We start from the raw sequence: 17,100 nt of genomic DNA, 5'->3' as shown, positions 1-17,100 counted from the left end.
TGGAGGTTCTCATGCAATTGAAATGGACTGCGGTCGCACTGGCTGCACTCACGCTTGTGGCTTGCGGCAAAAAAGAAGAAGCAGCTGCACCCGCCGCACCGGCGCCCACGGCAGCGGCCCCGGCACCTGCAGCGCCTCCGGCAGACGCACTGGTCGTCAAGATCGGCCACGTGGCACCCACCAGCGGTCCGATTGCCCACCTTGGCAAGGACAATGAGTTCGGCGCCCGGATGGCCATCGAAGACCTGAATGCCAAGGGCCTCAAGATCGGCGACAAGGTCGCCAAGTTCGAGCTGCTGCCCGAAGACGACGCAGGCGATCCGAAGCAAGGCACGGCAGTGGCCCAGAAGCTGGTCGACAGCAAGGTCAACGGTATCGTGGGTCACCTGAATTCGGGCACCACCATCCCCGCTTCCAAGCTCTACAGCGACGCCGGCATTCCGCAGATTTCGCCTTCGGCAACCAACCCCAAGTACACGCGCCAAGGCTTCAAGACCACGTTCCGCGTGGTGGCCGACGACACGCAGCTCGGCGGCACGCTGGGCAAGTACGCTGTCGAAACGCTGAAGGGCAAGAACATTGCCGTGATCGACGACCGCACGGCCTACGGCCAGGGCGTTGCCGAAGAATTCGAAAAGGCAGCCAAGGCTGCCGGCGCGACCATCGTCGGCCACGAGTTCACCACCGACAAGTCGACCGACTTCAACGCCATCCTGACCAAGCTCAAGGCTGCCAAGCCCGACGTGCTGTTCTTCGGCGGCATGGACGCCGTTGGCGGCCCGATGCTCAAGCAGGTCAAGCAGCTCGGCCTGAACGTCAAGTTCATGGGCGGCGACGGCCTGTGCACCGGCGAACTGCCGAAGCTGGCTGGCGATGCCATCGGCGAAGAGATGGTGGTTTGCGCTGAAGCCGGCGGTGTCGACGGCGATTTCAAGCAGCCGCTGGAAGACTTCAAGGCCAAGTTCAAGACCAAGAACGGCGTGGATGTGCAGATCTATGCACCGTACGTGTACGACGCGGTCAACGTGCTGGCCGAAGCCATGGTCAAGGCCGGTTCCGCCGACCCTGAAAAGTACCTGCCGGAAGTCGGCAAGGTGCAATACAAGGGCGTGACTGGCCCGATCGCCTTCGACGAAAAGGGCGACATCAAGAACGGCGCGCTGACGCTCTTCACCTACAAGGGTGGCGTGCGTACGCAAATCGCCGTGGTGCGCTGATCGGCTTCACCGCATGGCGCAGCAATGCGCAAAAAAGAAAAAGGGCCTTCGGGCCCTTTTTTGTTGCCTGCCGCCTTACGCCGGTAATCAGGTGAGGGCAGCGTGGCCCGAGGGCCGGTCGGTGTTGCAGTATTCGATGAAGGCGTCGAGATCGCGCGATTTGTCGAAGACCGCGTCGGCGCCCAGTGCCTCGCAGCGGGCGCGGATGTCGGCCGTGACGTAGTTGCTCAGCACCACCACGCGCTGGCCGGGTCCGCGGGTCTTGCAGCCCGAGAGCACGCCAAGGCCGGAGCCTTCCTTCAGGAACAGGTCGATGATGAGAAGCTGCCAGTCGTGGGGATGGGCGGCAAGCCAGGCGAGCGCGGCCGACTCGGTTTCAGCAAACCCGACGACCTGTCCATTGACAAGGTCCTCGAGGGCCGGAACCAGGTTGTCTCTGATGGTCTTGTTGTCCTCTACGAGGAACGTGATGAGGGCCATGCCGTGGTTTCGCTTTGAGAACCAATAGCGTAGCGTGCCGGATGAGTCCGCAGCGTAGGAGAAGGGATAAGGCGCAATCCATTCGGCCGGGACGGACCGAAAAGACGGTCAGTCCGACGCGCCAGCTCGAATCCTTGCCTTGAGTTCTTCCGCCTCGGCCTGGCTTTCGTCCCGCTCGGCAGTGGCTTCGAGCCGCTTTTCGATTTCTTCGCTCAAGGCCGCGTTGACCTCGGCCAGTGTTTCCGCCGACTTGGCCAGCTTTTCCTCGAGCTGGCTGGTGTGCTCGATGGCCTGGGCCACGTCGCCCACCTGTACTTCTTCAGGCAGCCCCTGTTCGAGAACCGTGTTCACGACCGCAAGGTTGTCCGATGCCCGCTGCACGTCCGCGGCAACCGCTTCGGTCTTCTCCAATGTCTGTTCGAGTGACGTGTCGCCACGCGATGAAGTTTGTTGCTGTCCGGCCATCCGGGCTCCTTTAGCAGGCGTGAAAAGTAAGACCTTTGGATGGTACCGCCAGACGACCTCGGTTGGCGGTGCCGGGCGCGTTGCTGGAGTACAACGGCGCCCACAAAAAAGCCCAAGGTGCCTTGGGGCAACTCGGGCTTTCTTCTTTTTCTGCATGTTCGCGAACGGTTACGAACAATCAATCTCTGGCGGAGCAGGCGGGATTCGAACCCGCGGAGGGCTATTAACCCTCACACGCTTTCCAGGCGTGCGACTTAAACCGCTCATCCACCGCTCCTGAGCCCTCGATTGTAGCAGTCGCTCAGGCCGGATTTTGCGGTTTGCCGGCCTGGACCATGCGCATGGCCGAGGCGATGAGCGCCGCCGTTTCGCTCATGTTGCTCGGCACGATCAGCGTGGTCTTGGAATCGGCCGCCACCTTGCCGTAGGCATCGACGGCGCGCTCGGCCACCTTGAGCTGCACGGCCTGTTCACCGCCCGGCTGGCGAATGGCCGCAGCCACGCGCTCGATGGCGTCAGCCGTGGCGGTGGCCACCGCCGTGATCGCGGCCGCCTCGCCCTGGGCGTTGTTGATCTGGGCCTGCTTTTCGCCCTCGGAGCGGGCAATGAAAGCCTCGCGTTCGCCGGTGGCGATGTTGATCTGCTCCTGCCGGCGGCCCTCGGAGGCGGCGATGAGGGCGCGCTTGCCGCGTTCGGCGGTGATCTGCGCCTGCATGGCCAGCAGAATTTCCTTGGGCGGCGTCAGGTCCTTGATTTCGTAGCGCAGCACCTTCACGCCCCAGTTGAGCGCCGCCTCGTCGATCGCCGCAACCACTTGCGCATTGATGACGTCGCGTTCCTCGAAGGTCTTGTCGAGCTCGAGCTTGCCGATCACGCTGCGCAGAGACGTTTGGGCCAGCTGCGTCACGGCCACGATGTAGTTCGACGAGCCATAGCTCGCGCGCATCGGGTCGGTCACCTGGAAGTACAGGATGCCGTCGACCTGCAGCTGGGTGTTGTCCCGCGTGATGCAGATCTGGCTGGGCACGTCGAGCGGAATTTCCTTCAGGCTGTGCTTGTAGGCGACCCGGTCGATGAAAGGGATCAGGAAGTTGGGGCCGGGCGTCATGGTGCCGTGGTACTTGCCCAGGCGCTCGCGCACCCATGCGTTCTGCTGCGGTACGAACTTGACCGACTGGCTGATGAAGATGATCGCAATGACCAGGATGATGATGGGAACCGAAAATTCCATGATGTTTCTCCTCTTGAATTCTGTGTTTAGGTCTTTTCGACCACGAGGCGGCTGCCGATGACTTCGACCACGCGGTGCTCTCCGGCCGACGGGACGCGGCCCGCGCGCTGCACCACCGTCCACTGGGCGCCACGATAGCGCACGGTGGCGGTGCCCTCGGGGCTCCATGCCTCCACGTGGATGATCTCGCCGATGTCCATGTTGACGTCGCGATTTGCCTCGGTGGGCGGGGCGGCCGGCCGCCTGCGCTGCACGGCATACCAGACCAGCACCGCACCCACGCCGACCACGGCCGCCACGACCAACTGCGTGACCATGCCCATGCCCAGGTGCGCGGCAATGGCTGCGGCTGCAAAGCCGGTGGCCAGCAGCAACAGGTAGACCGTACCCGAGAGCAATTCGAGCACGATCGCGGCTCCCGCTATCAGCCACCAGATGGTGGAATTCGCCATGTCTTCTCCTCTTTGATGGACGCTCGACATTCTGAGTCAAAAGCTCACGCAATCCTTCATCCGAATTCCGTACACTTCGCGCCTCATTGCCTGTCCGGAGCCCTGCTCATGAAATTTCGCTTCCCCATCGTCATCATCGACGAGGACTTCCGCTCCGAAAACACCTCGGGCCTCGGTATTCGCGCGCTTGCGCAGGCCTTCGAAAGCGAGGGCTTCGAGGTGCTGGGCGTCACGAGCTATGGTGACCTGAGCCAGTTTGCCCAGCAGCAAAGCCGTGCCAGCGCGTTCATCCTGTCGATCGACGACGAGGAATTCACCGTGGGCCCCGACCTGGACCCGGCCGTGCTCAGCCTGCGAAACTTCATTGGCGAAGTGCGCCGCAAGAACGCCGATGTGCCGATCTATATTTACGGCGAAACCAAGACTTCGCGCCATATTCCGAACGACATCTTGCGCGAGCTGCACGGCTTCATCCACATGTTCGAGGACACGCCGGAGTTCGTGGCGCGCCACATCATCCGCGAGGCCAAGAGCTACCTCGAAGGCGTGCAGCCGCCGTTCTTCAAGGCGCTGATCGACTACGCCGAAGACGGTTCGTACTCGTGGCACTGCCCGGGCCACTCGGGCGGCGTGGCGTTCCTGAAGAGCCCCGTAGGCCAGATGTTCCACCAGTTCTTCGGCGAGAACATGCTGCGCGCCGACGTCTGCAACGCGGTGGAAGAACTCGGCCAACTGCTCGACCACACCGGCCCGGTGGCGGCCAGCGAGCGCAATGCGGCGCGCATCTTCAACGCCGACCATTGCTTCTTCGTGACCAACGGCACCAGCACCAGCAACAAGATGGTGTGGCACCACACGGTGGCGCCCGACGACGTGGTGGTGGTCGACCGCAACTGCCACAAGTCGATCCTGCACGCGATCATCATGACCGGCGCGATTCCGGTGTTCATGAAGCCCACGCGCAACCACTTCGGCATCATCGGCCCGATTCCGAAGAGCGAGTTCGAGCAGAGCGCCATCAAGGCCAAGATCAAGGCCAACCCGCTGCTCGCCGACGTGGACCCGAACAAGGTCAAGCCGCGCGTGATGACGCTCACACAGTCGACCTACGACGGCGTGATCTACAACACCGAGACCATCAAGAACATGCTCGACGGCTACGTCGACACGCTGCACTTCGACGAGGCGTGGCTGCCGCATGCGGCTTTCCACCCGTTCTACGGCGCCTACCACGCCATGGGCAAGCGCCGCGTGCGCCCCAAGGAATCGCTGGTGTTTGCCACGCAGTCGACGCACAAGCTGCTGGCAGGTATCAGCCAGGCCAGCCATGTGCTGGTGCAAGACTCGCAGAACCGTGCGCTCGACCGCGACCTGTTCAACGAGGCCTACCTCATGCACTCGTCGACCAGCCCGCAGTACGCGATCATCGCGAGCTGCGACGTGGCCGCCGCCATGATGGAGCCGCCTGGCGGCACCGCGCTGGTGGAAGAGAGCATTCTCGAGGCGCTCGATTTCCGCCGCGCCATGCGCAAGGTGGAAGAAGAGTTCGGCAAGGACGAATGGTGGTTCAAGGTCTGGGGCCCCGAAAAGCTCGTCGACGAAGGCATTGGCCGCGCCGAAGACTGGATCATGACGGGCGAGAAGAACGGCAAGCCGAGCAAGAGCAAGAAGTCGCCGCGCAACTGGCACGGCTTTGGCGAGCTGGCCGATGGCTTCAACATGCTCGACCCGATCAAGTCGACCATCGTGACGCCCGGGCTGGACCTCGAGGGCAACTTTGCCGAAACGGGCATTCCCGCGAGCGTGGTGACCAAGTTCCTTGCCGAGCACGGCGTGATCGTGGAGAAGACCGGGCTCTACAGCTTCTTCATCATGTTCACCATCGGCATCACCAAGGGCCGCTGGAACACGCTGCTCACTGCCCTGCAGCAGTTCAAGGACGACTACGCGCGCAACCAGCCGATGTGGCGCATCCTGCCTGAGTTCTGCCAGCAGCACCCCGGCTACGAGCGCCTGGGCCTGCGCGACCTGTGCCAGCACATCCATCAGCTGTACGCGCGCTACGACGTGGCGCGCCTCACGACCGAGATGTACCTGAGCGACCTGACGCCGGCCATGAAGCCCAGCGACGCCTTTGCCCACATTGCGCACCGCAAGACCGAGCGCGTGGAAATCGACGAACTCGAAGGCCGTATCACCACCAGCCTGATCACGCCGTACCCGCCGGGCATTCCGCTGCTCATTCCGGGCGAAGTGTTCAACAAGAAGATCGTCGACTACCTCAAGTTCTCGCGCGAGTTCAACCTGCAGTGCCCGGGCTTCGAGACCGACATCCACGGCTTGGTGGCGCGCATCGACGAAACCGGCAAGAAGCGCTATTACGCGGACTGCGTGGCCGCGCCGAAGAAATAACAAAGAGCCGAGGAAGCACGCGGCACGCTCGGCGTGCTGCGTTCAAGAGGACAGGTCGATCCGCACCCGCATGAAACGGGCGAACCTCGGCAGGCCGCTGGCGTTCAAGCCGTTGAAGCGGTAGGTCACCCAGCTGCCGACCGCGGGCGGATTGTCGCGCTCGGCATCGGTCAGGCCGGTGCCGAGCTTGAAGCGCTTGCCTTCGGGCGTTTCGACCAGCAGCGCACCCAGCCGCCCGCCGTGCCTGCCTTTGCCCGGCACATGACCCACCACGCGGGCATCCGCGTCTTCATGGGGCTTTACCTTGAGCAGGTCGTTGTTGCGTTCCGCGCGATAGAGCGATCCGCCCCGATGCAGCATGAGGCCTTCGCCGCCCATCTTCACCGTCTTGTCGAGCAGTGCCTGCAGATCCGCATGCGTGGTGGCCCGCTCTTGCGGCACAGCTACTACCCAAGGGGCGTCAGTGATCGGCAGCAGCTTGCGCAGCGCCGCCAGCCGTGCCGTGAAATCACCGCCCTGGCTCGGCAGGTCGAACACCATGAAGCGGATGCTGTGCCAGGCGCCATCGTTGGGCGTCTGGCTGCGCGCGGTAGAAACGGCGTGCGCAAACTGGCCCCGGCCGGCCCACAACTCGCCGTCGAGCGGCTGCTTGGGCAGCGGTGCGGTAAACCAGGCGGGTGCCGCCACCGGCTCGCCGCCGCGCGTCCAGAGGCGCTTGCCGTCCCAGTAGCCGCGCACCCCGTCGTACTTTTCGCTGACCCAATAGTCGGCCAGCGACATGCCGGGGCGATAGACCTCGGCCAGCATCAGCGCTGGGGCGACGGCGCGCGCCGCGGCCGCATTGGCCGCCAGCGCGCCGATCCCGGCGAGCAAGAGGGAACGTCGGGTTAGCAAGAAGTCGTTGCCAATCGATGAAGGAATGTTCTGTCGAAGCCGGGAGCCAGTCCCTTATTCGGCCATTCCCGCCACGACGTTGCTGAAGCCGCCATCCACGTAGGTGATTTCGGCCGTGACGCCGCTGGCCAGGTCGCTCAGCAGAAAGGCGGCCACGTTGCCGACTTCTTCGATCGTCACGTTGCGGCGGATCGGAGAGGCGTCTGCCACGGCGGACAGCATCTTGCCGAAGCCCTTGATGCCGCTGGCCGCCAGCGTCTTGATGGGGCCGGCGCTGATGCCGTTGACCCGCATGCCCTTGGGGCCGAGCGACGCCGCGGTGTAGCGCACTGAAGCTTCGAGCGAGGCCTTGGCCAGGCCCATGGTGTTGTAGTTGGGCAGCGCGCGCTCGGCGCCCAGGTAGGTCAGCGTCAGCAGCGCCGATTTGTCGTTCAGGTAGGGCAGGGCCGCCTTGGCCATGGCCGGAAAGCTGTAGGCGCTGATGTCGTGCGCAATCTTGAAGCCCTCGCGCGAGAGCCCTTCGAGAAAATCACCCGCAATGGCTTCACGCGGAGCGAAACCGATGCTGTGCACGAAACCATCGAACTTGGGCCAGGTCTGCGCCAGATCGGCAAAAAGCTTGTCGATCTGCGCGTCGTCGCCCACGTCGCAATCAAAAATCAGCTTGGAGTCGAAATCGGCGGCGAATTCGGTGATACGGTCCTTGAACCGCTCGCCGACATAGCTGAAGGCGAGCTCGGCGCCTTGTTCGTGGCAGGCCTTGGCGATGCCGTAGGCAATGGAGCGATTGCTCAACACGCCGGTGATCAACAGTTTTTTGCCGGAAAGAAAGCCCATGAAGTTGCCTCGTGAAAATCTTGGGCAGAATTCTCGCATGCGAGGTTGGCTGCTTTTATTGTTGGCGTTCTCGGCGGCTCCTTCGTGGGCCGCCCATGCCTATGCGCAATTCGGCGATATCAAGTATCCGCCCGGTTTTACGCACTTCGGCTACGTGAATCCCCAAGCGCCAAAGGGGGGCGAATTCAGGCTGGTGCCGCCCACCCGGCCGACGAATTTCGACAAGTTCAATCCGTTCACGCTCAAGGGCACCGCGCCTTCGGGCCTTGGCGCGCTCATGTTCGAGAGCCTCATGACCGGCAACTCGGAGGAGCCGACCACGGTGTACGGCCTGCTGGCCGAAGATGTGGATGTTCCGGCCGATCGGCTCTCGGCGACCTTCCGGCTCCATCCCAAGGCCCGCTTCAACGACGGTTCGCCGGTGCTGGCCGCCGACGTGGTGCATTCGTTCGAGACCCTGACGGGCAAGCTCGCCGCGCCGCAATTCCGCACCATCTATGCAGAGGTGAAGAAGGCGACCGCAGTCGGCGAACGCACGGTGCGTTTCGACTTTGCAAGCCCGAATCGGGAACTGCCCCTTGTGATCGGCGGCATGGCGGTCTTCAGCCGCAAATGGGGCGGTGGCAAGCCCTTCGACCAGATCGTCACTGAAGTGCCCATCGCCTCCGGTCCCTACAAGCCAGCCAGCGATCGCCTGGGCCGCGACATCACCTACGTGCGCCGAGGCGACTATTGGGCCGCCGACCTGCCGGTGCGCAAGGGGCTCTTCAACTTCGATCGCGTCGTCTACAAGGTGTACCTGGACGAGACCGCACGTTTCGAGGGGCTGAAGGCTGGCGAGTTCGACTTCATGCGCGAGTTCACTTCGCGCAACTGGGCGCGCCAGTACAAGGGCAAGCAGTTCGACAGCGGAGAGATCGTCAAGCGCGCTTTCGAGAATCAGAACCCGGGCGATTTCCAGGGCTACATCTTCAACACCCGTCGGGACAAGTTCAAAGACGTGCGCGTTCGCCAGGCCATCGGCCTTGCCATGGACTTCGAGTGGCTCAACCGACAGCTCTTCTATGGACTCTACAAGCGGGTACAGGGCTATTTTCCGAACAGCGAGTTTCACGCCGATGGCCCGCCCAAGCCCGACGAGTTGGCGCTGATGGAACCGCTGCGCGACAAGCTCAAGCCCGAGGTGTTCGGGCCCGCACCAAAGCCTTCGAGCACCGAGCCTCCCGGCAGCCTGCGCGACAACTTGCGCCAAGCGAGGGCGCTGCTGGCCGAAGCCGGATGGACTTACCGGGACGGCGCCCTGCGCAACGACAAGAACGAGGCCTTCACGATCGAATTCTTGAACGACCAACCCACGATGATCCGTGTCGTGACGCCCCTGCAGGCGGCGCTAAAGAAACTGGGTATAGAAACTACTTTCCGCACGGTCGATTTCTCGCTGGCGCAGCAGCGCATGGACAACCATGACTTCGACATGACCACCCGGCGTATTCCCGGCAGCACTGCGCCCGGAGGCGAACTCTTCGAGCTGTTCGGTTCGAAGGCCGCGGAAACCACGGGGTCGGCCAACTCCTGGGGCATTGCCGACCCGGCGGTGGACGCCGTCCTCGGCAAAGTGGTTGCTGCGACCACCCGGCCAGAACTCGCGACAGCTATGCGAGTGCTCGACCGGGTGCTGTCGCACGGCCATTATTCGATTCCCATGTACTACGGCAGCGCCTTCCTGATCGGCTACCGGCCGGCCGGCGTCATCCTGCCGCCGACCATTCCGCCGTACTACGATGCCGGCGACTGGGCGCTCACCACTTGGTGGGCATCGCCCACAAACAAGTGAACAAGGCTCGTGTGACCCGGAGGACTGCACCCTGATGGCCAGCTACATCCTCAAGCGCCTGCTGCTAATGATCCCGACGCTCCTGGGCGTACTGATCATCACCTTCGCAGTCATCCAATTTGTGCCCGGTGGCCCGGTCGAGCAGATGGTGTCGCAGCTGCAGGGCCGCGACTCGGGCGGTGAGAGGGCCGCGGCTGGAGGCGCTGGTTACCGTGGCCGCCAGGGGCTCGATCCGCAACGCATCGAAGAGATCAAGACACTCTACGGCTTTGACAAGCCCGCGCATGAGCGCTTCTGGCAGATGCTCAAGTCTTTTGCACGGCTAGATCTTGGGCAGAGCTTCTACCAGCGCAAGGCGGTTTGGGACCTGGTGAAGGAAAAGCTACCGGTATCGATCAGCCTGGGCCTCTGGACCTTTTTCATCAGCTATTTGATCGCAGTACCGCTCGGCGTCGCGAAGGCAGTGCGGGCCGGCTCGCGGTTCGACTTCGTCACCACACTCATCGTGCTGGTCGGCTATGCGATTCCCGGTTTCGTGCTGGGGGTTGCGCTGCTCGTCGTCTTCGGCGGGCAACTGCAGTGGTTTCCCTTGCGCGGGCTGACGTCGCCCAACTGGGAAACCATGAGCTGGGGGGCAAAGATCGTTGACTATCTTTGGCACATCACGCTGCCTGTAACGGCCATGGTGCTCGGTAGTTTTGCGGTGACGGCCATGCTCACAAAAAATTCGTTTCTGGAAGAAATTCGCAAACAGTACGTGCTGACCGCCCGTGCCAAAGGTTTGGCCGAGAAGCAGGTGCTGTGGAAACACATCTTCCGCAACGCGCTGATTCCGATCATTACGGGATTCCCGGCGGCCTTCATCGGCGCCTTCTTTACAGGCTCTCTGCTGATCGAAACGCTTTTTTCGCTCGACGGCCTCGGATTGCTTAGCTACGAGAGCGTGATCCGGCGCGACTATCCCGTGGTGCTGGGCACGCTGTACCTGTTCACGTTGATTGGCCTGTTGACCAAGCTCATTTCCGACCTTTGCTACGTCTGGGTCGACCCGAGGGTGAAATTTGACTGACGTATTGCCCGTCTCGCTCAGCCCGGGGCGCCGCGCCTGGCGCCGCTTTCGCCGGAATCCGCTCGGATTCTGGAGCCTTGCCATCTTCACGGTGCTCGTCGTCCTGAGCTTGTTTGCCGAGGTGTTGTCCACGGACAAGCCGCTTGTCGTGCGCTACGAGGGACAAACCTATTTCCCGGTGCTGCGCGACTACGCCGAAAAAACCTTCGGCGGCGACTTCGAGACCCCCGCCGACTACCTCGATCCGTTCATTCGTGAGCGGATCACCTCAGGCAAGAACTGGGCGATCTATGCGCCCAACCCATACGGGCCGCAAACGCTCAACTACTTTGCCAAGCTGCCGAACCCAGCCGCGCCATCGCGAAGCAACCTGTTCGGCACGGACGATCGCGGGCGCGACCTGCTCGCCCAGTTGATCTACGGTTTTCGCGTGAGCGTGCTGTTCGCCTTGGCGCTGACCGCCATTGGCGTGGTGCTGGGGATCGCGACGGGTGCCATCCAGGGCTTCTTCGGCGGCAAGACCGATCTGGCATTCCAGCGCTTCATAGAGATATGGGCATCGATGCCGGAGCTATACCTGCTGATCATCTTCAGTGCGATCTTTACGCCCAGCGTGGCATTGCTGCTGATCCTGCTCAGCCTGTTCGGGTGGATGGGCCTGGCGGACTACGTGCGCGCCGAGTTCCTGCGCAACCGGCAGATGGACTATGTGCGTGCCGCCCGCGCCTTGGGCGTCGGCAACCTGCAGATCATGTGGCGCCACATCCTGCCCAACAGCATGGTGCCGGTCGTCACCTTCCTGCCGTTTCGCATGAGCGCGGCCATCCTGGCGTTGACCTCGCTCGACTTCCTTGGCCTGGGTGTGCCGCCGGGCACGCCGTCGCTCGGCGAGCTGCTGAGCCAGGGCAAGGCCAACATCGATGCCTGGTGGATTTCGCTTTTCACTTTCGGGGTGCTGGTCGTCACGCTGATGCTGCTGACGTTCATGGGCGACGCACTGCGAGATGCGCTCGATCCACGAAAGGCCGACAAATGAGCGAAATGACCCATCAGCCGCTGCTCGACGTAAAGGGCCTGCGCGTCGCGTTCGGTGGCAAGAGCGTGGTGCACGGCGTCGACTTCCGCATCGCCGTGGGCGAAAAGCTCGCACTTGTCGGCGAATCGGGCTCGGGCAAGACTGTCACGGCCCTGTCGCTGCTGCGGCTGGCGCAGAACGCCGAAGTGACCGGCTCCGCCAAATTGTTCGACGCGCGAAGCGGCTCGAATGCGCGCGATCTGCTGTCGATTCCGGAGCGTGAACTGCGCGGCATCCGCGGCAAGGAGATCGCGATGATCTTCCAGGAGCCGATGACGGCGCTCAATGCGCTCTACAGCGTGGGCGACCAAATTGCCGAGGTGCTGGAACTGCACGAAGGGCTTTCCGCGCGGGAGGCGCAGGCGGCTGCCGTCCGGTTGCTTGCCGACACCGGAATTCCCGAGCCGGAGCGCCGGGCGAGGTCGTTTCCGCACCAGCTTTCGGGCGGCCAGCGCCAGCGCGCCATGATTGCCATGGCGCTCGCCTGCAAGCCACGCCTGCTGCTGGCGGACGAACCGACCACTGCGCTCGACGTCACAGTGCGCGCGCAAATCCTCGACCTGCTTGCCGACCTTCAGCGCAAGCACGGCATGGCCGTGCTGTTGATCACGCACGACCTCAACCTGGTGCGCCGGTTTGCCGACCGCGTCGCGGTGATGGAAAACGGCCACATCGTCGAGCATGGCGCTGTCGGCACCGTGTTCGAAGCGCCGCAGCATGCCTACACGCGCAAGCTGATCGACAGCCATCCGGAGCGCGACGTCCCCGCGGTGGCCGTGGGCGCGGGTGCGAAGCCGGTGCTGGAGGCCACCGGGCTGCGGGTGAGCTATCCGGTGTCCAGGCCGGGCATTGCGGGCTGGTTCCGCAAGGGTGAATTCATCGCGGTGGAGAACGCCGATTTCCGCATAGCCCCCGGCGAAACGCTGGGCGTGGTCGGCGAATCCGGTTCGGGCAAGTCCACGCTGGCGCTGGCCGCGCTCGGGCTGTTGAAGTACCGCGGCGCGCTGAAGGTGGACGGCAAGGGGTGGGCGGTCGACCGCGCGTCCGACCTGGCCCTGCGCCGGGTCATGCAGGTGGTTTTCCAGGACCCGTTTTCTTCGCTCTCGCCCCGCATGACGGTTGAGCAGATCGTAGGGGAGGGGTTGCGAGTGCACGCACCCGAACTGGGCACGGTGCAGCGGCGGGCGCGAGCTCTTGCAGCCTTGGCCGACGTGGGGCTGAGCGAGGCGCAGTTTCCGTCGTTGCTCGACCGCTATCCGCACGAGTTTTCGGGCGGGCAGCGGCAGCGGCTCGCAATTGCGCGCGCATTGATCGTCGATCCGCAGCTGCTGGTGCTCGACGAGCCCACCAGTGCGCTCGACGTCACGATCCAGAAGCAGGTGCTGGGATTGCTCCAGCGCCTGCAGCGCGAGCGTGGCCTGAGCTATTTGCTCATCACGCACGACGTCGAGGTGATCCGCGCCATGGCGCACCAGGTCATCGTGATGAAGGACGGCGCCATCCTCGAAACCGGCCCGGTCGAGCGCGTGCTCGATGCACCCGAGCACCCCTATACAAAGAAACTGGTGGCCGCCGCGCTGCTGGAATAACAACGGAACTGAAGAAAAATGTCGGGAGTCGGACAAAACCGGCGCGGTGCCTGGCGCGCGGCGCTGGCCTGCATGGTCACTTTGGCTGTGGCCATGGGCCTGGGGCGTTTCGCCTTCACGCCCATGCTGCCGATCATGCTGCACGAGGGAAAGCTGCAGCTCGAGGCCGGAGGCGTGCTAGCTTCACTCAATTACCTGGGTTACTTCCTGGGAGCAGTCAGCTGCGCGGCCATCGGCATCAAGGCCAAGAGCATGGTGCGCGGCGGGCTGGCCGCCACGGCGGTGCTGCTGATCGGCATGGGCGTGCTCCACAGCTTTACCAGTTGGGGCATCCTGCGCACGGCCGCCGGCGTGATGAGCGCCTGGGTTTTCGTCTTTGCATCGGGGTGGGGCCTCCGGCGATTGGCCGAAACCAATTCCCCGGCTCTGGCCGGCGTGATCTACACGGGGCCGGGCATCGGCATTGCCATGACGGGCCTGCTCGGCGGGGCATTGGGCCGCTGGGGTTCGGAAGCGGGATGGATCGGTCTGGGCGTGCTCGCGGTGGTGCTGGTGGCGCTGATCTGGCGGATATTTGATGACGGCGACCTGCCCGCCGCCACCGGTTCCACGGCGGCACCTCCGGCTGCAGCCGGGCCGGCTGCTTCGGCGTCGGCTCGCAGCGACGCGATCTGGCTGGTTGCGCTGTATGGCCTGGCCGGCTTCGGCTACATCATCACCGCGACGTTCCTTCCGGTGATCGCCCGCCAGGCCCTGCCGGGTTCGCCCTGGCCCGACTTCTTCTGGCCGCTGTTCGGGCTGGCCATCATTCCAGGCGCGCTGATCGGCGCCCGCGCGCCCGTCCACTGGGACAACCGTTTGCTGCTGGCCGTGGCCTATGCGCTCCAGGCGCTGGGCGTGGTGCTGTCGGTCGCATGGCCGACGATCACGGGCTTTGCCCTTGGGAGCCTGCTGCTCGGCATGCCGTTCACGGCCATCACGCTTTTTGCCATGCGAGATGCCCGCCGCTTGCGGGGAAATGCCGCGGCCGGGCTGATCGGCTTCGCGACGGCTTCCTATGGGGTCGGGCAGATCATCGGGCCGCTGTTTGCGGCGCCGCTGGCCCAGCGGACCGGGTCTTTCCAGCTGCCGCTGCTGGTGGCCGCCGCCGCATTGGCGCTTGGTTCCGTGCTGTTTGCGCTGGTCTGGTCCAAATCCCGGCGCCGGCAGGCGTTTTGAGCCGCTCCAGCCACTTCATTTATCACAGGAATAGCATATAATTCGAGGCTCACGACCAAACGGGCGGGTACCAACCGCCCGTTTTTTTTGGTCTATGCATTTTCAATGCGTGGCATCCGTGGCGGGCGGGTGGCGCGTACAAGCATTTCGCACAGGCATTTTTACAAGGCGTTTTCGAACACGTGGCATTGCAGCAGATTGTGGAACAAACCGTAGCCGGACTCGGCTACGACCTGGTCGAGATCGAACGGTCGGCCGGGGGATTGCTGCGCGTGACGATTGATTTGCCCTGGACGGCCCCCACATCGGAAGCTGTGGCTGCCGGTATTCCCGAGCCTTTCGTGACCGTCGAAGATTGCGAAAAGGTCACGCGGCAGCTGCAATTTGCGCTCGAGGTCGATGGTGTCGATTACAAGCGGCTCGAGGTTTCCTCGCCGGGTATTGACCGTCCGCTGCGCAATGAGCAGGATTTCGAACGTTTCGTGGGCGAGATCATCGACATCACGCTCAAGGCGCCGATGGGTGCCGCGGCGGCGGGGCAGGTGTCTGCTACCCGCAAGAAGTTTCGCGGCACGCTGGAGCGCGTGGAAGGGGCCAACGGAGCCCCGGGCTGGCAAATCGTCTGGAGCGATGCGCCCGAGCCCAAGCCGGGTCAAAAAGTGAGCAAGAAGCGCGCGCCTGCAACGTTGCATGCGCTCGGCTTCGTGCTGGACGAGCTGCGCGATGCGCGGCTTGCGCCAATTGTGGATTTCAAGGGCCGCAAGGCCAAAACCCAACCGGGTTTTTCGGATATTGACGACGGAACGAATGTTCCGGACTGACTAGAGGAGTGGTGGCATGAATCGCGAAATGTTGATGTTGGTGGATGCGATCTCGCGCGAGAAGAACGTCGAGCGCGACGTGGTTTTCGGCGCAGTCGAGTCCGCACTGGCGCAGGCCACCAAGAAGCTCCACCAGGGCGACGTGGACATCCGCGTCTCGGTTGACCGCGACAGCGGCGACTATGAAACCTTCCGCCGCTGGCACGTCGTTCCGGACGAGGCCGGCCTGCAGCTGCCCGACCAGGAAATCCTCCTGTTCGAAGCCCGGGAAGAAATGCCCGACATCGAGGTCGACGAATACATCGAGGAAGCGGTTGAATCCGTGCCCATCGGCCGTATCGGTGCCATGGCGGCCAAGCAGGTCATCCTGCAGAAGATCCGCGACGCCGAGCGCGAGATGCTGCTCAACGACTTCATGTCGCGCGGCGACAAGATCTTCGTGGGCACCGTCAAGCGCCTGGACAAGGGCGACATCATCGTGGAGGCCGGCCGCGTCGAAGGGCGCCTGCGCCGCAGCGAGATGATCTCCAAGGAAAACCTGCGCAACGGCGACCGCGTGCGGGCCATGATCATGGAGGTCGACCTGACGCTGCGCGGCGCGCCGATCATCCTGTCGCGCTCGGCACCCGAGTTCATGATCGAGCTGTTCCGCCAGGAAGTGCCCGAAATCGAACAAGGCCTGCTCGAAATCAAGAGCTGCGCCCGCGACCCGGGTTCGCGCGCCAAGATCGCCGTGCTGTCGCATGACAAGCGTGTCGACCCCATCGGCACCTGCGTCGGCGTGCGCGGCACGCGTGTCAACGCCGTCACCAACGAGCTCGCCGGCGAGCGCGTCGACATCGTGCTGTGGAGCGAAGACCCAGCGCAATTCGTGATCGGCGCCCTGGCTCCGGCCAACGTATCGTCGATCGTGGTCGACGAGGAAAAGCACGCCATGGACGTGGTGGTCGACGAGGAAAACCTCGCCATCGCCATCGGCCGCGGCGGCCAGAACGTGCGCCTGGCTTCCGACCTGACCGGCTGGAAGATCAACATCATGGACGCCAACGAGTCTGCGCAAAAGCAGGCCGTCGAAACCGATGCCAGCCGCAAGCTCTTCATGGAAAAGCTCGACGTCGACGAGGAAATCGCCGACATCTTGATCTCCGAAGGCTTCAACAGCCTCGAGGAAGTGGCCTATGTGCCGATCTCCGAAATGCTGGAGATCGAAGCTTTTGACGAAGACACCATCAACGAGCTGCGCACGCGCGCCAAGGATGCGCTGTTGACCATGGAAATCGCCAAGGAAGAGGGCGTCGAGACCGTCTCGCAGAATCTGCGCGACCTCGAAGGCCTCGACCCCGAGCTGATTCCCAAGCTGGCCGAGGCGGGTGTGCACACCCGCGACGACCTCGCCGACCTCGCGGTCGATGAACTCACCGAGATCACCGGCCACAGCGCCGATGACGCCAAAGCCCTCATCTTGAAAGCCCGCGAACATTGGTTCGCCGGCCAAGAGTGATGGTC

At 63.5% G+C, this 17,100-nt stretch carries 15 protein-coding genes and 1 tRNA gene; 9 read left to right on the top strand and 7 right to left on the bottom strand.

Going from position 1 to position 17,100, the window contains the following annotated elements; all coding sequences use genetic code 11:
- Positions 1–11: 11 nt before the first annotated feature.
- Positions 12–1,217 carry a branched-chain amino acid ABC transporter substrate-binding protein gene (locus V9L20_RS17445; protein ID WP_258506504.1) on the top strand — a complete coding sequence of 402 codons (1,206 nt, stop codon included), beginning with the start codon at positions 12–14 and terminating at the stop codon, positions 1,215–1,217.
- An 87-nt stretch (positions 1,218–1,304) separates the two neighbouring features.
- Here the strand turns inward: V9L20_RS17445 and V9L20_RS17440 are convergent, their stop codons facing one another.
- The 5 genes from V9L20_RS17440 to V9L20_RS17420 all read right to left on the bottom strand — a co-directional run bounded on the left by V9L20_RS17440 (position 1,305) and on the right by V9L20_RS17420 (position 3,845).
- Positions 1,305–1,697, bottom strand: a complete 393-nt coding sequence (locus tag V9L20_RS17440) for a response regulator (RefSeq protein WP_126745936.1) — start codon at positions 1,695–1,697, stop codon at positions 1,305–1,307.
- 108 nt (positions 1,698–1,805) lie between these two features.
- Positions 1,806–2,162, bottom strand: a complete 357-nt coding sequence (locus V9L20_RS17435) for a hypothetical protein (RefSeq protein ID WP_258506501.1) — start codon at positions 2,160–2,162, stop codon at positions 1,806–1,808.
- A gap of 186 nt (positions 2,163–2,348) precedes the next feature.
- Positions 2,349–2,439 (bottom strand) — tRNA-Ser (locus tag V9L20_RS17430).
- A gap of 24 nt (positions 2,440–2,463) precedes the next feature.
- Positions 2,464–3,393 (bottom strand): SPFH domain-containing protein, encoded by a 930-nt coding sequence (locus V9L20_RS17425; protein ID WP_126745910.1) that lies wholly within the window; start codon positions 3,391–3,393, stop codon positions 2,464–2,466.
- 26 nt (positions 3,394–3,419) lie between these two features.
- Complete coding sequence (locus V9L20_RS17420; protein WP_337297558.1) at positions 3,420–3,845, bottom strand: NfeD family protein; 426 nt, start codon at positions 3,843–3,845, stop codon at positions 3,420–3,422.
- Between the two features lie 108 nt (positions 3,846–3,953).
- On the opposite strand from V9L20_RS17420, the gene V9L20_RS17415 reads away from it, so the two are divergent.
- Positions 3,954–6,257, top strand: a complete 2,304-nt coding sequence (locus V9L20_RS17415) for an arginine/lysine/ornithine decarboxylase (RefSeq protein ID WP_258506496.1) — start codon at positions 3,954–3,956, stop codon at positions 6,255–6,257.
- A 42-nt stretch (positions 6,258–6,299) separates the two neighbouring features.
- On the opposite strand, the gene V9L20_RS17410 is transcribed toward V9L20_RS17415, so the two are convergent.
- Together V9L20_RS17410 and fabI are read right to left on the bottom strand one after the other, a co-directional pair.
- Positions 6,300–7,151: a DNA ligase gene (locus tag V9L20_RS17410; protein WP_337297557.1), complete on the bottom strand. Its 852-nt coding sequence runs from the start codon at positions 7,149–7,151 to the stop codon at positions 6,300–6,302.
- 54 nt (positions 7,152–7,205) lie between these two features.
- Positions 7,206–7,988, bottom strand: coding sequence for an enoyl-ACP reductase FabI (fabI, locus tag V9L20_RS17405; RefSeq protein WP_157613990.1), 783 nt, complete (start codon positions 7,986–7,988; stop codon positions 7,206–7,208).
- Positions 7,989–8,025: 37 nt separating this feature from the next.
- Here fabI and V9L20_RS17400 point away from each other — a divergent pair, with 37 nt between their 5' ends.
- From V9L20_RS17400 to nusA, 7 genes are all read left to right on the top strand, one after another.
- Positions 8,026–9,822, top strand: coding sequence for an extracellular solute-binding protein (locus V9L20_RS17400; RefSeq protein ID WP_337297556.1), 1,797 nt, complete (start codon positions 8,026–8,028; stop codon positions 9,820–9,822).
- Between the two features lie 34 nt (positions 9,823–9,856).
- Complete coding sequence (locus tag V9L20_RS17395) at positions 9,857–10,891, top strand: microcin C ABC transporter permease YejB (RefSeq protein ID WP_337297555.1); 1,035 nt, start codon at positions 9,857–9,859, stop codon at positions 10,889–10,891.
- Entirely contained in the window at positions 10,884–11,927 is a 1,044-nt protein-coding gene (locus V9L20_RS17390; RefSeq protein ID WP_337297554.1) for an ABC transporter permease, read from the top strand. Before V9L20_RS17395 ends, V9L20_RS17390 begins: the two co-directional genes overlap by 8 nt.
- Positions 11,924–13,555: an ABC transporter ATP-binding protein gene (locus tag V9L20_RS17385; RefSeq protein WP_337297553.1), complete on the top strand. Its 1,632-nt coding sequence runs from the start codon at positions 11,924–11,926 to the stop codon at positions 13,553–13,555. Before V9L20_RS17390 ends, V9L20_RS17385 begins: the two co-directional genes overlap by 4 nt.
- Positions 13,556–13,573: 18 nt before the next feature.
- The gene (locus tag V9L20_RS17380; RefSeq protein ID WP_337297552.1) at positions 13,574–14,773 is read left to right on the top strand and encodes a YbfB/YjiJ family MFS transporter; all 1,200 of its coding nucleotides are present in this window, start codon (positions 13,574–13,576) and stop codon (positions 14,771–14,773) included.
- Positions 14,774–14,955: 182 nt separating this feature from the next.
- The gene (rimP, locus tag V9L20_RS17375; RefSeq protein WP_258506478.1) at positions 14,956–15,594 is read left to right on the top strand and encodes a ribosome maturation factor RimP; all 639 of its coding nucleotides are present in this window, start codon (positions 14,956–14,958) and stop codon (positions 15,592–15,594) included.
- 16 nt (positions 15,595–15,610) lie between these two features.
- The gene (gene nusA, locus V9L20_RS17370) at positions 15,611–17,095 is read left to right on the top strand and encodes a transcription termination factor NusA (protein WP_126745899.1); all 1,485 of its coding nucleotides are present in this window, start codon (positions 15,611–15,613) and stop codon (positions 17,093–17,095) included.
- Positions 17,096–17,100: the final 5 nt, after the last annotated feature.

It is taken from the genome of Variovorax sp. CCNWLW225 (assembly GCF_037204045.1).
Taxonomy (GTDB): domain Bacteria; phylum Pseudomonadota; class Gammaproteobacteria; order Burkholderiales; family Burkholderiaceae_C; genus Variovorax.
The sequence above is the reverse complement of the archived record's forward strand: the minus strand, read 5'-3'. Positions and strand labels throughout refer to the sequence as shown.